This is a genomic window from Paracidovorax konjaci (genome assembly GCF_900112675.1).
GTDB classification, from domain to species: domain Bacteria; phylum Pseudomonadota; class Gammaproteobacteria; order Burkholderiales; family Burkholderiaceae_C; genus Paracidovorax; species Paracidovorax konjaci.
The window spans coordinates 157122-176650 of the sequence record NZ_FOMQ01000003.1; the positions used below are offsets into that span (position 1 = coordinate 157122).

Consider the following 19529-nt stretch of genomic DNA (forward strand, 5'->3'; position numbering starts at 1 on the left):
TGCTCTGCAACTTATGCCGCGGTCGGCGCAGGATCGCTGGTCACCGGGGCTGGCGTTCCACCGCCCGAGTTGTCCCCGCCAGACGATGGGGTGCGGGGAGTCCAATCCTTGGGAGGGCGTGGAGGCTTGCCGGCCATGATGTCATCCAGCTGCTCGGTGTCGATGGTTTCCCATTCCAGCAATGCGTTCGCCATGGCGTGCATCTTGTCCTGGTTGTCTTCGATCAGTTGACGGGCCTGCGCATATTGCTCATCAATGATGCGACGGACCTCGCCATCGACCTTCTCCATCGTCTGCTCGCTCATGTTGTTGGTCTTGGTGACCGAACGCCCGAGGAAAACCTCTCCTTCGTTTTCGGCATACACCATGGGACCCAACGCCTCGGTCATGCCGTAGCGGGTGACCATATCGCGGGCGATCGATGTCGCGCGCTCGAAGTCGTTGCTCGCGCCCGTGGTCATCTGATTCATGAAGACTTCTTCAGCAATGCGTCCACCGAACAGCATGCTGATCTGATTGAGCATGTATTCCCGGTCGTAGCTGTAGCGGTCCTTTTCCGGCAGGCTCATGGTCACCCCCAGGGCACGGCCACGAGGAATGATGGTGACCTTGTGCACCGGGTCGCACTTGGGCAGCAACTTGCCGATCAGCGCGTGTCCCGCTTCATGGTAGGCAGTGTTGCGGCGCTCTTCTTCAGGCATCACCATGCTCTTGCGCTCGGGGCCCATGATGATCTTGTCCTTGGCCTTCTCGAAGTCCTGCATCTCGACCGTTCGCGCATTGCGGCGTGCAGCCATCAGGGCCGCTTCGTTGCAGAGGTTCGCCAGATCGGCGCCCGACATGCCGGGCGTGCCGCGGGCGATCACGCCAGGATTCACATCCTGCCCCACCGGAACCTTGCGCATGTGCACATTGAGGATCTGCTCGCGGCCACGGATGTCCGGCAGCGTGACATAGACCTGCCGGTCGAAACGGCCGGGGCGCAGCAAAGCAGCGTCAAGGATGTCGGGCCGGTTGGTCGCCGCCACCACGATCACACCCAGGTTGGTTTCAAAACCGTCCATCTCGACCAGCATCTGGTTCAGGGTCTGTTCACGCTCGTCATTGCCCCCGCCCAATCCCGCTCCGCGCTGGCGGCCCACGGCATCGATTTCATCGATGAAGATGATGCAGGGGGCGTTTTTCTTGGCGTTCTCGAACATGTCGCGAACACGGGCAGCACCCACGCCCACGAACATTTCAACGAAGTCCGAACCGGAGATGCTGAAGAAAGGAACCTTGGCTTCGCCCGCGATGGATTTGGCCAAAAGGGTCTTGCCCGTTCCCGGGGGGCCGACCAGCAGAAGGCCGCGGGGAATGCGTCCGCCGAGCTTCTGGAATTTCTGGGGGTCCTTCAGGAAGTCCACCACTTCCTTGACTTCTTCCTTGGCCTCGTCGCATCCCGCTACGTCGGCGAAGGTGACGGTGTTGTTGTTCTCATCGAGCATCCGCGCCTTGCTCTTGCCGAAGCTGAACGCACCACCCTTGCCGCCGCCCTGCATCTGCCGCATGAAATAAACCCACACACCGATCAGCAGAAGCATCGGGCCCCAGCTGACCAACAACGTCATGAGCAGGGAGCCTTCCTCGCGTGGCTTCACATCGAACTTGACGTTGTTGTTGATAAGGTCTCCCACCAGGCCTCGGTCCAGGTAGGTGGCAGTCGTCCGGAGCTTGCGGTCGTCGGAGGTGGTGGCTACGATTTCCGTGCCGCCCTGCCCTTCCTGAATGGTCGCGCTCTTGATCCGGTTGCTGCGCACTTCTTCCAGGAACTCCGAATATCCGATGGTGCCGGCGCCTGCGCCTGCGCGGGTGTCAAATTGCTTGAACACCGTAAACAGCACCATGGCGATCACCAGCCATACGGCAATTTTCGAAAACCATTGATTGTTCAAAGCGGAGCTCCAGAATCGAGGGATAGAACGGCAGGGTCACAGGCCCATGAATGGCATGTCCCAGCGCATTTGAGGGCGCATTTTAGGCCTTTCAAGGTGAGCAAGGCCGTCACTTACCCCAACCGCGCCTATGGTCACCATAGCCGGGGTATCCGAGCCACGAAAAACGGACGGGCATTCAGACCGAGGATGGGTTTTCTTACTTTCTGAGCCCCATGCCGACGAGGAATGTCTCCGAGGATTTATCCCTCGAGGCCTTGGGCTTGAAAGGCTTCACCGTGTGAAAGCATTCCTTGAAGAGCTGCACCAACTGGGTGTATCCACTCCCGTGAAACAACTTCACCACCAATGCCCCCTCGGGTTTCAGATGCTCCTGGGCAAAGTCCACTGCGAGTTCGATCAGGTGCGCAATCCTTACGCTGTCCACTGACTCGACCCCGGACAGATTCGGCGCCATGTCCGAAACCACCACATCGACCGGTCGCCCCTGTACGGCCTGCTGCAGACGCTCGAGCACATCGTCCTCGCGAAAGTCTCCCTGCAGAAAAGTGACGCCGTCGATGGCTTCCATCGGCAGAATGTCCAGCGCGATGATCGTGCCGTTGAGCTTGCCTGCCGCAGCACCCTCCGGCGCCATGCGCCGTCTCAGGTATTGGCTCCAGGCGCCGGGTGCGGACCCCAGATCCACCACCACATGCCCAGGCTTGATGAGGCCGAGGCTATCGTCTATTTCCTTGAGCTTGTATGCAGCGCGAGCTCGATAGCCCTCTTTCTGCGCCAGCTTGACGTAGGTGTCGTTCACATGGTCATGGAGCCATGCCTTGTTCACCTTCTTGCTTTTTGTGTTGACTTTCATCCTGCCTCGATAATACGGCCATGCCCCAAATTCAATTGACTCCTGCAGAGCGCAGGGAATACCGCGCCAGCGCCCACCACCTGGATCCCGTGGTAATGATCGGCGGAGACGGCCTCACCGCTGCCGTTCAGAAAGAAGTGGATGCCGCCCTGGTGGCCCACGGCCTCATCAAAGTTCGCATCTTCAACGATGACCGCGCCGCACGCGAGCAGATCTACCAACAGCTCTCCGAGCAATTGAACGCAGCGCCCATTCAGCATATCGGCAAGCTGATCGTTCTGTGGCGGCCGCAACCTCCCAAGGCGAAAACGGTTGACGAGGACCGGATGCCAGGTCCTCGAGATGTGAAAGTGCTGAAGTTCAGCAAACGGGGTGGGCAACGTCCTGAAGTGAAGCAATTGCGTGTCCTGGGCAACCAGCGGCTCACTTCGAGCGGCCAGATCAAGCGGGCGAAGCCCAAGCAGAAGTCCATCAAGAAAAGACAAGCAGATTGACCATGAGCGCCGGAGTCTCAGTTCCGTCGCAGCGCCATGTCATCTGCATGAAGTGGGGAAGCAAATACGGGCCCGAATATGTGAACCGGCTCTACGCAATGGTGCGACGCCATTTGCAGGGGGCATTTCGCTTCATCTGCCTCACGGATGATCCTCAGGGTATCCGCGAAGAGGTGGAGTGTTTTCCGATACCGCCCCTCGACTTGCCACCGGGGATTCCGGAACGGGGATGGACGAAGCTGGCCACTTTCAGCGGAGACCTGTATGGATTGCAGGGCCCCGCACTGTTCCTCGACGTAGATGTTGTCGTAGTCGGTGGACTCGACGAATTTTTCACGCACCCAGGCGAGTTCGTCATCATCCATGACTACAAAAGGCCATGGAGAATCACCGGCAACTCATCGGTTTACCGGTTCGAAATTGGCAGGCATCCGGATGTGCTGGCTTATTTCCGTGACAACTTCGAAGCCATACGCTCGAAATTTCGAAACGAGCAGGCTTACTTGTCGGACTTCCTGCATGGGCAGGGAAAACTAAGCTACTGGCCCAAGCCGTGGTGCCCCAGTTTCAAATACCACAGCATCCCACCATGGCCTCGCAACTATTGGCGGAGCCCGTCGATTCCGCAAGAAGCCAGGATCGTGATCTTTCACGGAGAGTGCAATCCTCCCGATGCCCTTGCGGGAAAGCGCAACAGGCGATTTCGCCATATTGAGCCCACGCTGTGGGTGGCAGAACACTGGCGGGAATGAATGGATTCCCCCGCTCGGCAGGAGCAGCGGAGCTGTCCTATCGAGCGGGAGCAACCCGCAGCAGAACCACCAAGGCACAGATCCATTGCAAGGCGTACATGGCCGTTCCGACGCTGTGCCAAAGCTGCAGATTCATGCGCGCTACGATCCTCGGCGCCACTCCGTACTGCACCAGCAGGGCAAGCAGCAGGCCTCCGATGATGTAGAGCATGGATGCCTTCGCCCAAGCGACCTCTACGTGGTCTTTTCTCGAAGAGAGCACCAGCAGAAGCAGAGCGCATCCAGCAGACACGAAGGTCTGCGCCTCGAACAGGCGCGCAGCCATGTTTCCAGCCATCACGGGCGTCTGCAGATGCGCAAACAGCATTGGCACAGCCATGAATCCGATCGCGGTCAGGCTACCCCACCACAGAGCTGCGGCCAACAGCGCCAAACGGTAACGCATCACGGCCTCAAATACGCTTGCTCAGTCACAAGTAACGCACTCCCACCACTTCATAGCGCCGCAGCCCACCGGGCGCCTGCACCTCGGCAGTATCGCCCTCTTCTTTTCCGATGAGCGCGCGGGCAATCGGGCTGGACACATTGATCAGCCCCAGCTTGAGATCCGCCTCGTCTTCGCCCACGATCTGATAGGTCACGAGATCGCCGGAATCCTCGTCTTCCACATCCACCGTGGCCCCAAAAACCACCTTGCCATCCGCATCCAGCTGCGAGGGATCGATGACCTGCGCCGCAGAGAGTTTGCCCTCGACTTCCTGGATCCGTCCTTCTATGAATCCCTGGCGGTCTTTGGCAGCCTCGTATTCGGCGTTTTCACTCAGGTCGCCCTGCGCCCGTGCTTCGGCGATGGCATTGATGACAGAAGGACGCTCAACGGTCTTGAGGCGGTGCAGTTCCTCCTTGAGCTTCTCCGCCCCGCGTTTGGTAATGGGAATGGTGGCCATCGAATCAGTCTCCACGTTCAACTCATACCGTGCATATGCACGGCCTACAGCGCCGAGTTCCTCAGAAAGTCCCTGCAAGCGCCCCAAAAGCAAACCGCCGCGCGTTGCCGCGCGGCGGTTTCGTTCATGTCAACGCCAAATTATGCCGTTTTTTCAGAGTCGTCCATCACTGCCTTCAAGGGGTAGACGGTCAAACTGCTGCAAGAAGATGCGCATCACACAGAAGCCAGTTGCGCATGCAGTTCCTGCACCGAATAGACATCCAAGTTCTGCAAGTGCTTCATTCCTTCTACAGCAGCCTCTGCGCCGAAGATCGTAGTGAAGGTTGTCACCCGGGCCAGCAACGAACTCGTTCGAATGGCACGCGAATCGGCGATCGCATTACGGCGCTCTTCCACCGTATTTATCACCATGACGATCTCATCGTTCTTGATCATGTCGACGATGTGGGGACGTCCTTCCGTCACCTTGTTGACCACCTGCACCGGCACGCCAGCTTCAGCGATTGCAGCAGCGGTTCCCTTGGTGGCTACCAATTCAAACCCTTTCGCGACCAACTCGCGAGCAATTGCGACAGCACGGGGCTTGTCGCTATTCTTCACCGTGAGAAACACCTTGCCAGAGGTTGGCAGCCTGGTGCCGGCGCCAAGCTGGCTTTTGACGAAAGCTTCGCCAAAGGTTTTGCCTACACCCATGACTTCTCCTGTGGACTTCATCTCCGGCCCGAGGATGGTGTCTACGCCAGGGAATTTCACGAAGGGGAAGACGGCTTCCTTGACGCTGAAATAGGGCGGAGTCACCTCATGGGTGATTCCCTGGGAAGCCAGCGACTGACCGGCCATGCAGCGCGCAGCCACTTTGGCCAGTTGAATGCCCGTCGCCTTGGACACGAAGGGCACGGTGCGTGATGCTCGCGGATTCACTTCAAGAACGTAGATGACGTCCTTCTTGGATCCGTTTTCTTCGACTTCCTGGATCGCGAACTGCACGTTCATCAAGCCCACTACGCTCAGTCCTTCAGCCATGGCAGCGGTTTGGCGCTTGATCTCGTCTACCGTCACCTTGGACAGATAGTAAGGCGGCAAGGAGCAAGCAGAATCACCCGAATGGACCCCGGCTTGTTCGATGTGCTCCATCACCCCGCCGATGAAAACCTCGCCTTCGGGATCACGCAGGCAGTCCACATCGCACTCGATGGCATCGCTCAGAAAACGGTCGAGCAGCACCGGCGAGTCGTTGCTGACCTTGACGGCCTCACGCATGTAACGCTCCAGATCACGCTGCTCGTGCACGATTTCCATTGCACGGCCGCCCAGCACGTAGCTGGGTCGGACGACCAACGGGTAGCCCAGCGCACCCGCTTTTTCCAGCGCGTCCGTCTCGGTGCGTGCCGTGGCATTGGGCGGTTGACGAAGCCCCAAAGTGCCCAGCAGCTTTTGGAAACGTTCCCGGTCCTCGGCAGCATCGATCATGTCAGGGCTCGTACCGATGATCGGCACACCCTCGGCCTCCAAGCCCAACGCCAGTTTGAGCGGTGTCTGCCCGCCGTATTGCACGATGACACCTGTCGGCTTTTCCTTGTCGACGATCTCCAGCACGTCTTCCAGCGTGAGCGGCTCAAAGTACAGACGATCCGATGTGTCGTAGTCGGTAGACACCGTTTCAGGATTGCAGTTGACCATGATGGTCTCATAGCCATCCTCGCGCATTGCCAGCGCCGCGTGTACGCAGCAGTAGTCGAATTCGATCCCTTGCCCGATACGGTTAGGGCCCCCCCCCAAGACCATGATCTTCTTTTTCGAGGAAGGCTCTGCCTCGCACTCTTCCTCATAGGTCGAGTACATGTACGCGGTATTTGTGGGGAACTCCGCGGCGCAGGTATCCACACGCTTGTACACAGGGCGCACGTTCAAAGCACGACGGGCCTCCCGCACGGCCTTTTCGTTCGTCTTGAGCAGCTTGGCCAACCGCCGGTCAGAGAAGCCCTTTTTCTTGAGCGCGCGCAATGTGGCGGCATCCAGCGCAGCGAGCGCGCCCTGGCCCTTGTCGGCGTAGAGCTTATCGAGCTCCAACTCAATCTTCACGATTTCCTCGATCTGCACCAAGAACCATCTGTCGATCTTGGTGAGGTCATGAACTTCGTCTACCGAAAGCCCCATGGCGAAGGCATCACCCACATACCAGATGCGCTCAGGCCCGGGTTCGCCGAGTTCCTTTTCGAGCAATTCCCGGTCCTGGGTCTTCTCATTCATTCCATCGACGCCCACCTCCAGACCCCGCAGCGCTTTCTGGAAAGACTCCTGGAATGTGCGCCCCATGGCCATCACCTCACCCACGGACTTCATTTGCGTGGTCAGGCGGCTGTCAGCAGCGGGGAATTTTTCGAAGGCGAAACGTGGAATCTTGGTGACCACGTAATCGATGGAAGGCTCAAAAGACGCAGGAGTTGCCCCCCCCGTAATGTCGTTTCGCAATTCATCCAACGTGTAGCCAACCGCGAGCTTGGCTGCCACCTTGGCAATTGGGAAACCAGTTGCCTTGGATGCCAGCGCCGAAGAGCGAGACACGCGCGGGTTCATTTCGATGACGATCATTCGGCCGTCTTTTGGATTCACGGAGAACTGCACGTTGGAGCCACCGGTATCCACCCCGATCTCGCGCAGCACGGCCAAACTGGCGTTGCGCATGATCTGATATTCCTTGTCCGTGAGCGTTTGCGCTGGTGCAACGGTGATCGAGTCGCCAGTGTGCACGCCCATCGGATCCAGGTTTTCGATGGAACAGACGATGATGCAATTGTCCTTTTTATCCCGGACAACCTCCATCTCATACTCTTTCCAGCCGAGCAAAGATTCCTCAATGAGCAGTTCGTTGGTAGGAGAAGCTTCGAGACCACGTTTGCAGATGGTCTCGAACTCCTCCGGGTTGTACGCAATTCCGCCGCCCGTGCCACCCAGTGTGAAGCTGGGGCGGATGACGGTAGGAAAACCAACGCTCTTTTGAACGCCCCACGCCTCGTCCATGGAATGGGCAATGCCCGAACGCGCCGAACCCAGCCCAATACGGGTCATCGCGTCCTTGAACTTGAGTCGATCCTCCGCCTTGTCGATAGCCTCGGGCGTTGCACCGATCAGCTCGACTTTGTACTTGTGCAACACACCGTTGCGCCAAAGATCGAGTGCGCAATTCAATGCGGTCTGTCCCCCCATGGTCGGAAGGATGGCATCCGGTCGCTCTTTTGCGATGATCTTTTCAACCATCTGCCATGTGATCGGCTCGATGTAGGTAACGTCGGCGGTTGCCGGGTCAGTCATGATCGTTGCAGGATTGCTGTTGATCAAAATGACCTTGTATCCCTCTTCGCGCAAGGCCTTGCAGGCCTGTACGCCGGAATAGTCGAATTCACAGGCCTGACCGATGATGATCGGTCCGGCTCCGATGATGAGGATCGATTTGAGATCTGTGCGCTTAGGCATTAGTTCTTCTCCATCAGCGCGGTGAAGCGATCAAACAGGTATGCGATATCGTGGGGTCCGGGCGATGCCTCAGGATGCCCCTGGAAGCAGAATGCTGGCTTCTCGGTGTGTGCCAGCCCTTGCAGCGTGCCATCAAAAAGGCTGATGTGGGTTGCGCGCAAGTGCTTAGGCAGAGAATCCGCTTCAACCGCAAAACCATGGTTTTGGCTGGTGATGCTCACCCGTCCATCATCGAGGTCTTTGACCGGATGATTGGCACCATGGTGGCTGTTATTCATCTTGAAAGTTTTCGCACCGCAGGCCAGGGCCATGATCTGGTGACCCAGGCAAATGCCGAACAGCGGAATGCCGGCCTCGATGATATGGCGCGTGGCTTCAATGGCGTAATCACAAGGCGCGGGATCACCCGGTCCGTTGGACAGGAACACACCGTCGGGATCCATCGCGAGAACTTCTGCTGCCGAGGTCGTCGCAGGTACCACAGTAAGCTTGCATCCACGCTCAGCCAACATTCGCAAAATGTTCTTTTTCACCCCGTAGTCGTACGCTACGACATGGAAGCGCGGAGCTGATTGGCGGCCATAGCCGGCTCCAAGTTTCCATTCGGTCTGATCCCAGGCGTACTGCACTGGGGTACTCACGACCTTGGCGAGATCAAGACCCTTCATGCTGGGAGCGCGTTTTGCTGCAGCCAGGGCTTCATCAATGCGTGACTGCGTCACCTGTTCGTCAGCACCGAGCCCCAGGATCGCGCCATTTTGTGCTCCCCGATCACGCAACAAGCGTGTCAGCTTGCGGGTATCGATGTCAGCAATGGCCACCGTTTTCTCACGCACCAGATACTGCGACAGCGTCTCAGTGCTCCGGAAATTACTGGCGAGTAGAGGCAAGTCCTTGATGATGAGACCTGCGGCATGGATCTTGTCGGCCTCGACATCCTCGGTATTGACACCATAGTTACCGATATGCGGATACGTCAGAGTAACGATCTGCTGGCAATAGCTGGGGTCTGTGAGGATTTCCTGGTAGCCAGTGAGAGCGGTGTTGAACACCACTTCACCTACCGTGGTGCCGGCGGCACCGATCGAGTGACCAATAAAGACCGTGCCGTCTGCGAGCGCCAAGATGGCGGGCGGGAAAGTTCCCTTGAGAGACAAAAGCACTGGGTTCTCCGAATGGTTACGGGTCGCCCGGAGCCCTCGAGAAAACCTGAGAGCTGCTGCTTATGGAAGGATTGCTTTGGTTGCGGCCGGGCGACGTTTTTGCGGGAAAGCCTCCAATTGTACCCTTAGCCGCACATTGCGGCAGCCCGAAAAGCCTCTCAACGGAGCATCCAGCACAGCAGGCGTGCGGCAAAAAACAAAGGCCGCAGCTTTTGGCTGCGGCCTTTCAATAATGGTCGGCGTGGCGGGATTCGAACTCGCGACCCCTTGCACCCCATGCAAGTGCGCTACCAGGCTGCGCTACACGCCGACAAGACTTAGATTGTATATCGAAAAATCACCATTCAGCCAGAAGCGCACGAATTTCTAATAAATCTCTGCGCAAGCCGCGTCGCCCAGCGACGTCGTCAATGACCTTGACTACCCCCTCCGGCACGGCCCTCACTTCTTGGCCTGTACCTTCCAGCCCTTCGGGTTCTTGCAACCGATTCCTTGCGCCACTGATCGTAAAACCCTGCTCATACAGTAGCTCTCTGATCCGCCGGATCATCAACACTTCATGATGCTGATAGTACCGACGGTTTCCCCGGCGCTTCATCGGCCGCAGCTGGGTAAATTCCTGCTCCCAGTACCTCAGCACGTGGGACTTGACGCCACACAGCTCAGCAACCTCACCGATCGTGAAATATCTCTTCGCGGGGATGGAAGGTAGCGACGTGCCCATGGAAGCGCTCGAGGAAAGATTGACGCGCGAAGCGTACTTCAGGGCTTCAGAACGCGCTAGCAAAACAGGTGCTGCAGCAAGCTAGTGGCATTTACGTGTCGAGATGAGGCACTACGCTGCCGCTCTGGATCTGCTCTTTCAATTTGACACTCGCGTGGAATGTGACAACACGTCGTGCGTGGATAGGAATGGCTTCCCCGGTGCGAGGATTTCGCCCAGGTCGAGGTGCCTTGGTGCGTATTTGGAAATTTCCAAAGCCAGAAATTTTCACATCCTGGCCATCTACCAGCCGCTGAGCAATCAAGTCGAAAAATGCATCGATCATGTCCTTGGACTCTCGCTTGTTAAGCCCGATCTGATCGAACAGCAATTCGGAGAGTTGCGCCTTGGTCAAAGCAGGCGTCTCAAGACTTTCTACCGCCAACTGCATCAAATCCGCCTTCCTATCATTGATTGGCATCATCAGCGCAGTCTCGCTCCCAATCGATGGGCCAGTTGCTGAAGGACAGTCTGCACACATTCATCAATTTCCATCTCTGTCAGCGCGGCAGCGCCGCCTCCCAATGTCAGCCGCAGAGCAAAGCTCTTTTCTTGCGGAGCCAGGCCTGCTGTCACGACTTCACCATCCTTGCCACGTTTTGCCCGGAATACATCAAAAAGCACCGTAGATCGCAGCGGTCCAGTTTGCATCGTTTCTTCAACTACCCGCATCACATCAGCGTGATTAATCTGTTCGGAAACGACGATAGCTATGTCGCGATCCACAGTTTGCTGCTTATCGACAGGAGTGAAATGAGGCACTTTGCGCCCCAGCACGGCATCAAGCTCCAGTTCGAACAGTATTGGTGCATGCGGCAATTCCCATTGTTGGCGCCATTTCGGATGCAACTCCCCGACGAATCCAATGCTTCCACCAGAAAGCATCACCCGAGCACAGCGCCCCGGATGCATAGCCGGATGCGTGGCAGGTTCGAATTCGGCACCCAGTGGTGCAAGCAATGCCTCCACATCACCCTTCACATCGAAGAAATCCACCCTGTCATCCTTGCGCCCCCACTGCAACGAGTCCAGGTCTCCGTATGCAAGTCCTGCAATGTGCATTGGCTGATGGAATCCACCCACGCTGGTGTCAGAGTCGGAAACACTGGCATCACGCAAGAAAACTCTTCCCAATTCGAACAATCGAACGCGGGAAGCCTTGCGATCAAGGTTGAACTTCAGCACATGCAACAGCGAACCCAGCAATGAAGAGCGCATCACGCTCATCTGGCTGGCAATAGGATTCAGAAGGCGGATGGGTTCCAGATTTGCCCCTAAATCGCGCTCCCAGCGCTCCTCGACAAAGCTGTAATTGATCGTCTCCTGATAACCCAATGCCGCGAGCTCTCTGCGCACGGCAAAGGTGCTGCGTCGGTCCTCCGCATGAAGCTTTGGTGTGATTGGACCCAGTGGTGGGGTTTCTGGCAATTGGCTGTAGCCTATTACGCGAATCACTTCCTCTATCAGGTCTTCTTCGATCGCAATATCGAATCGATATGAGGGAGGTATCACCGTAATGATGTCTTCGCCCTCTTGCAACGGTAAGCCCAGTTTGTGCAATGCTTCTGCACATTGCGTCCGAGTGAGCGGCATGCCGATGACCTTGGATGCTCGCGATATCCGAAGGGTTACCGGCTGTCGCACTGGCATATTCACTTGAACATCACTGATAGGGCCGCACACCGTCGCTTCAGTGCCGCAAATCTGCAGCACCAACTGCGTAATGCGCTCAATGTGCTCCACCGTGGCTTGAGGATCTACTCCGCGCTCAAATCGATGCCCAGCATCGGTCGAGAAATTGAAACGCCGGGACCTTCCGGCTACCGCTTTCGGCCACCAAAAAGCAGCTTCGATGTACACATCACGGGTAGCGTCCGACACGGCCGTTGCATCGCCCCCCATAATGCCGGCGAGCGACTCGACCTGAAGCTCATCCGCGATTACCCCGACACGCTCATCCAACTCGACCGTCGATCCATTGAGCAGTTTGAGCGATTCACCTTTGCGACCCCAGCGGACATCCAAAGAACCGTGGATCTTTTCCAAATCGAAGATATGAGATGGCCGACCCAATTCGAACATCACATAATTGGATATATCCACGAGCGGAGAAACTCCGCGTTGACCGCACCGGGCAAGCCGATCGAGCATCCAACGTGGAGTAGCCGCCTTTACGTTTATTTGGCGAACAATACGCCCTGAAAATCGGCCGCAGAGATCCGGCGCGCTGATTTTCACCGGTAGAACATCGGAAATGCCCACCGGGACGGCAGAGAAAGCTGGTTCGCGTAACGGTGTTCCTGTCAGTGCGGAAACTTCGCGAGCGATTCCATAAACACTCAGCGCGTGAGCCAAGTTCGGGGTAAGTTTGAGCGTGAAGAGCGTATCGTCCAGGGCTAGATATTCACGGATACTTTTGCCCACCGGTGCATCAGAAGAAAGCTCGAGAAGACCCTCATGGTCCTCCGCCAGCTTCAGTTCACGGGCTGAGCACAACATGCCCTGACTCTCCACCCCCCGCAACTTGCCAATCTTTATTACGAAAGGTTTGCCGTCCTCTCCTGGCGGTAGTTGAGCGCCAACGATGGCGCACGGCACTTTGATGCCAACGCGTGCATTAGGTGCCCCACACACGATATTGAGAAATTCCGCCTCTCCAACATCGACTTGACATACACGCAAACGGTCCGCATTAGGATGCTGTATTGCTTCTTTGATTTCACCCACAACAACACCCTGGAAAGGGGGTGCTACGGATGAAAGCTCCTCAACTTCCAAGCCCGCCATTGTGAGGGTTTCAGCCAACTCTACAGTGGACAAAGGTGGATTACAGAACTCGCGCAGCCAGGATTCAGGAAATTGCATAATTTATTAGTGAAGGCGGTCGGCGTCACCGCCATGCCCGGCAGCGAATGAGCCAAAGAATTCTGTTTTATTGAAATTGCGAAAGAAATCGGATATCGCCGTCAAAAAACAGCCGTAAATCGCTAACGCCATAACGAAGCATAGTCAATCGATCGGGTCCCATGCCAAAAGCAAATCCAATATATTTCTCCGGATCAAGCCCCATGTTGCGTACGACATTCGGGTGAACCTGACCTGAACCTGCCACTTCTAACCAACGACCTGCCAGCGGTCCATCTTGGAATTGAATGTCGATTTCAGCACTTGGCTCAGTGAACGGAAAGAAGCTAGGACGGAAGCGCAACACCAAATCTTCGCTCTCGAAGAAGGTGCGACAAAAAGCCGTGAACACGAACTTCAGATCCTTGAAGCTGACGTTCTCCCCAATCCAAAGACCTTCGCACTGGTGAAACATCGGAGAGTGCGTGGCATCGCTGTCGACTCGATAAGTGCGACCCGGGGCAATCACACGAATTTCTGGCATAGATAGTCCGGCATCCAAAAGCGAGCGATGTTTCTTTACATGCTGAACTGCATGGCGAATTTGCATTGGGCTCGTATGGGTACGTAGCAGCAACGGCGCCGCTGCTGTGCCACCTTCCACATAAAACGTATCGTGCATCGAACGCGCAGGATGATCTTCCGGAGTATTCAGAGCAGTGAAGTTGAACCAGTCAGATTCGATTTCCGGGCCTTCAGCGACATCAAAACCCATGGATCCAAAAATGCCTTCGATGCGCTCCAAAGTTAGTGATACAGGGTGCAGTCCGCCCGGCCCTCTACGCCGACCAGGAAGAGTGACGTCAAGAGCTTCTGCCTGCAATTGGGCTTGCAACTCGGCATCCGCCAAATCTTGGCGACGCGCGTTAAGCGCCTGTTCGATAGCCTGCTTCACCACGTTTACAGCAGCGCCACGCGACTTCTTCTCCTCAATGGATAACTGAGCCAGCCCCTTCAGCAGTTCCGTAACCCGCCCAGTTTTGCCAAGAAATTGGGCTTTGGCATTTTCGAGGTCGGCAGGCGTGGTCGCGTCCGCAAACATACGGCGAGCATCATCCGCCAGGGAATCCAATTCGTTCATACCAACTCTTTGTCGTCTTGAGAAAGAAACAAGGGCTAGCGCTTTTTCAAGCCTAGCCCTTGCTGTCGTCACGGAGGCAACCACCGGAGTAGTAGCTACCGATCACTGAATCAAGCGGTTGCCAGCTTGGCCTTGACCTGCTCCACGATGCTGCCGAAAGCAGCCTTGTCGTGCACCGCGAGATCGGCCAGCATCTTGCGGTCGATTTCGATAGCAGCCTTCTTCAGACCGTTCGTGAATTGACTGTAGGTCAGCCCCAACTCACGAGATGCCGCATTGATACGGGCAATCCACAATTGACGGAAAACCCGCTTTTTCGTACGACGGTCACGATAAGCGTATTGGCCCGCCTTCATCACCGCCTGCTTGGCTATGCGGAAGACATTACCGCGGCGACCACGGAACCCCTTAGAGAGGGCCAGAACTTTCTTGTGACGGGCACGGGCCGTTACACCACGTTTGACGCGAGGCATGTGTGTACTCCTTGTTCGTCTGATTAAAGGCCAGCAAAGGGCAGCATCTGTGCCATGTGACCCATGTTGGTCTCATGCACGGAGACTGCGCCACGCAGATGGCGCTTGTTCTTGGTAGTCTTCTTTGTCAAGATGTGGCGCTTGAAGGCCTGACCACGTTTGACGGTGCCACCAGGACGAACACGGAAACGCTTTTTAGCGCTGCTTTTGGTCTTCATTTTGGGCATGTGAATGCTCCTTTTATTGTGCTCGTGAGGCGTTTGCGAACCATTGCAAACTTGTTAGCCCCGAGCCACTTTTAGCAGCACTTTCAAAGTGCTGCGGCAAGATGAACTCCTGCCATGCTTCGAGGTGCATTTATATCTGCACCTCGAAAAACATCTTTTGACGATGCGGCGTTTTCAAGCGGAAGGTGCAGTACCTTCTGCCACAGCCTTGACCCCAGGCTTTTTTCGACCAGGGGCGATCATCATGATCATTTGCCGACCTTCAAGCTTTGGAAACTGCTCGATCAAGATAGAGTCACCCAAATCGTCTCGGATGCGATTGAGCAGGGCAAGACCGAGTTCCTGATGGGTAATTTCACGCCCGCGGAAACGCAGGGTGATTTTGCACTTGTCACCTTCTGCCAGGAAACGGCGGATGTTCCGCATCTTGATGTTGTAGTCACCATCGTCCGTTCCTGGACGGAATTTGACTTCCTTGATCTCGATGACCGTTTGTTTGGCCTTGGCCTCGGCCGCGCGCTTCTGCTCTTGGTACTTGAACTTTCCATAGTCCACAAGGCGGCACACGGGAGGGTTGGCCGTAGCAGCAATCTCCACCAAGTCCACGTCCAACTCGCCCGCCATGCGCAGGGCTTCCATGAGGCTGACCACACCGATCGGCTCATTTTCAGGCCCGGAGAGGCGCACCTCTGGGGCCATGATTTCACGATTCAGGCGATGCTTACGCTCTTCACGCTGGCGACGATCACGAAATTCAGTAGCGATGACTATTTCCTTCAATCCAAAAGCTACGGCAGTAGCCAATCCGTGCAGCGCAGTGGCAGTTCAACGTGTAGAACATCAAACCTTGGCGACGATATCTTGCTCGATCAATGAGATAAAAGCCTCGAGCGTCATCACACCCAAATCCCGGTTGCCCCGAGCGCGCACCGCAACGGTTCCTGTTGCCTTCTCCTTGTCACCCACGACAAGGATGTAAGGCAGTTTTTGCAACGAATGCTCTCGTATTTTATACGTAATCTTTTCGTTACGCAGATCGAGTGCCGCCCTAAGGTCTTGATTCGGCAATGCTTTTGGCAGTTTTGCAGCGATTTCACGACAGTAGTCGTCCTGAGCGCCCGTAATGTTGAGCACAGCTACCTGGATGGGCGCCAACCAGATCGGCAGCGCTCCGGCATGTTGTTCGATCAAGATCCCGATGAAGCGCTCAAGGCTGCCCACGATGGCTCGATGCAGGACGATGGGGCGATGGCGCTGCCCATCTTCCCCTACATACTCGGCGCCAAGCCGTTCCGGCATGGAGGGATCGACTTGAATGGTCCCGCACTGCCAGTGGCGTCCGATGGCATCACGCAGCGTGTATTCCAGCTTGGGACCATAGAAGGCCCCATCTCCCGCAGCGATCTGGTACTCGCAACCTGATGCTTTCAAGCTTTCAATAAGGGCATTTTCTGCCTTGTCCCAGCTTTCCTCGGATCCGATGCGCTTCTCAGGACGTGTCGCCACCTTGTAGATGATGTCGTCGAAGCCAAAATCCTTGTAGACCCTCTGCAGCAACGCAGTGAACTGAATGCATTCCTGCTGAATCTGGTCTTCCGTACAAAAGATGTGGCCGTCGTCTTGCGTGAAGGCGCGCACACGCATGATGCCATGCAGGCCACCAGTAGGCTCATTGCGGTGGCATTGGCCGAACTCTCCGTAGCGCAGCGGCAAATCACGATAGCTTTTCACACCCTGATTGAAGATCAGGATGTGTCCGGGACAGTTCATCGGCTTGAGCGCGTAATCGTGTTTTTCGCTCTCCGTCGTGAACATGTTTTCGCGGTACTTGTCCCAATGACCCGTTTTCTCCCACAGGTGCTTATCAAGGATCTGCGGCCCTTTCACTTCCTGATAGCCGTTGTCGCGGTAGACCTGCCGCATGTACTGCTCCACCCCCTGCCAAATGGTCCACCCCTTCGGATGCCAAAAAACCGTGCCAGGCGAATGCTCGTCGATATGGAAAAGGTCCAGCTCACGGCCAAGGCGCCGGTGATCGCGCTTCTCTGCCTCCTCGATGCGCTTGACATAGGCTTCCAGATCCTTCTTGTCAGCCCAGGCTGTGCCATAGACACGCTGCAATTGCTCATTCTTGGCATCGCCACGCCAATAGGCGCCAGACACGCGAGTGAGCTTGAACACCTTCAGGAACCTCGTGTTGGGCACGTGCGGGCCACGGCACATGTCCACGTATTCCTGGTGGTAGTACAGGCCCATGGCTTTTTCATCCGGCATGTCCTCCACGAGACGAAGCTTGTATTCCTCGCCACGCTCCCGGAAAACAGCCAGGACTTCATCGCGCGGCGTCATTTTCTTGACGACGTCGTAATCCTGGGCAATCAACTCTTTCATGCGTTGCTCGATCGCAGCCAGATCGTCAGGCGTAAACGGGCGCTCGTAGGCGATGTCGTAGTAGAAGCCTTCTTCGATCACCGGACCGATCACCATCCTGGCAGTCGGATAGAGTTGCTTCACGGCATGGCCAACCAAGTGCGCACATGAATGCCGGATGATCTCGACACCTTCCTGGTCACGGGGGGTGATGATTTGCAGGCGTGCATCGCGGTCGATCAGGTCGCAAGCATCAACCAGCCGGCCGTCAACCTTGCCAGCCACAGTCATTTTGGCCAAACCCGGGCCGATCGACTGGGCTACTTCAGCCACGGTCACAGGGCCGGGATATTCGCGTTGGGAATTGTCGGGAAGCGTGATCCGGATCATTTGAAATGCCTTGTGTCGACAGGGGCGCACAACAGGAAAACGAAAACAAAAAAGCGCGGAACGTGGTCCGCGCTTTTTGGTGGGGTGCAAGCAAGTAGTCTTGACGTGCAGACGCGAACATTCAGCCTACCGGCCGGCGGAAGTCTCCGTAGTTCGCGGTGTCATAACCATCATGCCTTTCTCGCTCTTGCTGGATGTAAGAAGTGCGCATTCTACCCTTGACCAACGGCCGGCCTGCAATGGGGGTGTTGCAGGCCGGCCGATCAGCAAGGCCGCCCCCACTTGAATCAGTGGAACTGCTCTTCCTCCGTGGATCCTGTAAGCGCCGTCACACTGGATTTTCCGCCTTGGATCACCGTGGTGACTTCATCGAAGTATCCAGTGCCGACTTCCTGCTGATGCGATACGAAGGTGTAGCCACGCTCGCGGGCCGCGAATTCGGGCTCCTGGACCTTCTCCACGTACGCAGACATGCCGCGCTTCACATAGTCTTGCGCCAGGTCGAACATGTTGAACCACATGCTGTGGATGCCTGCCAGCGTGATGAACTGGTACTTGTAGCCCATCGTACCCAGTTCTCGCTGGAATTTGGCGATGGTGGCATCGTCCAGGTTCTTCTTCCAATTGAACGAAGGCGAGCAGTTGTAAGCCAGCAGCTTGCCCGGATGCTTGGCATGGACTGCCTCGGCGAATTTCTTGGCAAATTCGAGGTCCGGCGTACCCGTCTCACACCAGACAAGATCGGCGTAGTCGGCATACGCTACTGCGCGGCTGATGGCTTGTTCCAGGCCCTTTCGGGTTTTGTAAAAACCTTCTGCAGTCCGTTCGCCCGTCAGGAAGGGCTGGTCGTTGGCGTCGTAGTCGCTGGTGATCAAGTCGGCAGCCTCGGCATCCGTACGCGCGATCACCAGGGTAGGTACTCCATAGACGTCGGCCGCCATGCGGGCTGCAACCAGCTTCTGGACGGCTTCCTGCGTAGGAACCAACACCTTGCCGCCCATGTGGCCGCACTTCTTGACCGACGCGAGCTGGTCTTCGAAATGGACTCCACCCGCACCCGCACGGATCATGGCTTTCATGAGTTCGAACGCATTGAGCACACCGCCGAAGCCTGCCTCTGCGTCCGCCACGATCGGCGCGTGGTAGTCGATGAACCCGGCATCGCCTGGATTGACGCCTTTGGACCACTGGATTTCATCGGCACGGGTAAAGGTATTGTTGATGCGCTCCACCACCTTGGGCACCGAGTCCACAGGGTACAGCGACTGGTCGGGGTACATGGCTGCGTACTCGTTGTTGTCGGCCGCAACTTGCCAGCCTGACAGATAGATGGCCTTGACCCCAGCCTTCACCTGTTGCATGGCTTGGCCGCCCGTGAGAGCGCCAAGGCAATTCACGTAAGGCTCGTTGTTCACCAAGTCCCAGAGTTTTTCGGCGCCTCGGCGGGCCAGCGTGTACTCCACCTGGAACGAGCCGCGCAAGCGGACAACGTCGGCAGCGCTGTATCCGCGCTTGATTCCCTTCCAACGGGGGTTTTGCGCCCAGTCCTTTTCGAGGGCGGCAATTTGCTGTTCACGACTCAGTTGCTCATTGAAAGATTGGGGCATGGTCATCTCCGGGAGTTGAGGGGAAAACGCGGAACAGCGTCTGCCGTCCTTGAAGACAACTTTAGGTCTTACACAAGACCATGCCAAGCTCT

General features: G+C 56.6%; 17 protein-coding genes and 1 tRNA gene. 2 read left to right on the forward strand and 16 right to left on the reverse strand.

From position 1 onward, the window contains the following. Positions 1-11: 11 nt before the first annotated feature. Both ftsH and BM144_RS05225 read right to left on the reverse strand, forming a co-directional pair. The gene (ftsH, locus tag BM144_RS05220) at positions 12-1934 is read right to left on the reverse strand and encodes an ATP-dependent zinc metalloprotease FtsH (protein ID WP_092950248.1); all 1923 of its coding nucleotides are present in this window, start codon (positions 1932-1934) and stop codon (positions 12-14) included. 199 nt (positions 1935-2133) lie between these two features. Then, on the reverse strand, positions 2134-2790 hold the full coding sequence (locus BM144_RS05225) for an RlmE family RNA methyltransferase (RefSeq protein WP_092950249.1): 657 nt from the start codon (positions 2788-2790) through the stop codon (positions 2134-2136). Positions 2791-2810: 20 nt separating this feature from the next. Here BM144_RS05225 and BM144_RS05230 point away from each other — a divergent pair, with 20 nt between their 5' ends. Both BM144_RS05230 and BM144_RS05235 read left to right on the forward strand, forming a co-directional pair. Then, on the forward strand, positions 2811-3284 hold the full coding sequence (locus BM144_RS05230) for a YhbY family RNA-binding protein (RefSeq protein WP_092950250.1): 474 nt from the start codon (positions 2811-2813) through the stop codon (positions 3282-3284). 2 nt (positions 3285-3286) lie between these two features. After that, complete coding sequence (locus BM144_RS05235; RefSeq protein ID WP_092950251.1) at positions 3287-4036, forward strand: glycosyltransferase; 750 nt, start codon at positions 3287-3289, stop codon at positions 4034-4036. A gap of 37 nt (positions 4037-4073) precedes the next feature. On the opposite strand, the gene BM144_RS05240 is transcribed toward BM144_RS05235, so the two are convergent. The 14 genes from BM144_RS05240 to aceA form a co-directional block, all read right to left on the reverse strand. Continuing rightward, positions 4074-4481, reverse strand: a complete 408-nt coding sequence (locus BM144_RS05240) for a DUF4149 domain-containing protein (protein ID WP_092950252.1) — start codon at positions 4479-4481, stop codon at positions 4074-4076. A 25-nt stretch (positions 4482-4506) separates the two neighbouring features. Continuing rightward, positions 4507-4983 carry a transcription elongation factor GreA gene (gene greA / locus BM144_RS05245; protein WP_092950253.1) on the reverse strand — a complete coding sequence of 159 codons (477 nt, stop codon included), beginning with the start codon at positions 4981-4983 and terminating at the stop codon, positions 4507-4509. 215 nt (positions 4984-5198) lie between these two features. Next, positions 5199-8459, reverse strand: coding sequence for a carbamoyl-phosphate synthase large subunit (gene carB, locus BM144_RS05250; RefSeq protein WP_092950254.1), 3261 nt, complete (start codon positions 8457-8459; stop codon positions 5199-5201). Continuing rightward, positions 8459-9622 (reverse strand): glutamine-hydrolyzing carbamoyl-phosphate synthase small subunit, encoded by a 1164-nt coding sequence (gene carA, locus BM144_RS05255; RefSeq protein WP_092950255.1) that lies wholly within the window; start codon positions 9620-9622, stop codon positions 8459-8461. The genes carB and carA overlap by 1 nt, the downstream gene beginning before the upstream one ends. Before the next feature lie 233 nt (positions 9623-9855). Then, positions 9856-9932: transfer RNA gene (locus tag BM144_RS05260), tRNA-Pro, on the reverse strand. 27 nt (positions 9933-9959) lie between these two features. Next, positions 9960-10346 carry a MerR family transcriptional regulator gene (locus tag BM144_RS05265; protein ID WP_092950256.1) on the reverse strand — a complete coding sequence of 129 codons (387 nt, stop codon included), beginning with the start codon at positions 10344-10346 and terminating at the stop codon, positions 9960-9962. Between the two features lie 91 nt (positions 10347-10437). Beyond that, complete coding sequence (locus BM144_RS05270) at positions 10438-10809, reverse strand: integration host factor subunit alpha (protein WP_245783546.1); 372 nt, start codon at positions 10807-10809, stop codon at positions 10438-10440. Further along, positions 10809-13250, reverse strand: coding sequence for a phenylalanine--tRNA ligase subunit beta (pheT, locus tag BM144_RS05275; RefSeq protein ID WP_092950257.1), 2442 nt, complete (start codon positions 13248-13250; stop codon positions 10809-10811). Before pheT ends, BM144_RS05270 begins: the two co-directional genes overlap by 1 nt. A gap of 67 nt (positions 13251-13317) precedes the next feature. After that, the gene (gene pheS, locus BM144_RS05280) at positions 13318-14370 is read right to left on the reverse strand and encodes a phenylalanine--tRNA ligase subunit alpha (protein WP_092950258.1); all 1053 of its coding nucleotides are present in this window, start codon (positions 14368-14370) and stop codon (positions 13318-13320) included. Positions 14371-14480: 110 nt separating this feature from the next. After that, entirely contained in the window at positions 14481-14843 is a 363-nt protein-coding gene (rplT, locus tag BM144_RS05285; RefSeq protein WP_092950259.1) for a 50S ribosomal protein L20, read from the reverse strand. 23 nt (positions 14844-14866) lie between these two features. Then, on the reverse strand, positions 14867-15070 hold the full coding sequence (rpmI, locus tag BM144_RS05290; protein ID WP_011795946.1) for a 50S ribosomal protein L35: 204 nt from the start codon (positions 15068-15070) through the stop codon (positions 14867-14869). A gap of 174 nt (positions 15071-15244) precedes the next feature. After that, a complete protein-coding gene (infC, locus tag BM144_RS05295) occupies positions 15245-15841 on the reverse strand; it encodes a translation initiation factor IF-3 (protein ID WP_092950483.1) in 597 nt (198 codons plus the stop codon). Positions 15842-15910: 69 nt separating this feature from the next. Beyond that, a complete protein-coding gene (gene thrS, locus BM144_RS05300) occupies positions 15911-17830 on the reverse strand; it encodes a threonine--tRNA ligase (protein WP_092950260.1) in 1920 nt (639 codons plus the stop codon). Positions 17831-18117: 287 nt separating this feature from the next. Beyond that, positions 18118-19437 carry an isocitrate lyase gene (gene aceA, locus BM144_RS05305; protein WP_092950484.1) on the reverse strand — a complete coding sequence of 440 codons (1320 nt, stop codon included), beginning with the start codon at positions 19435-19437 and terminating at the stop codon, positions 18118-18120. Between the last annotated feature and the right edge of the window lie 92 nt (positions 19438-19529).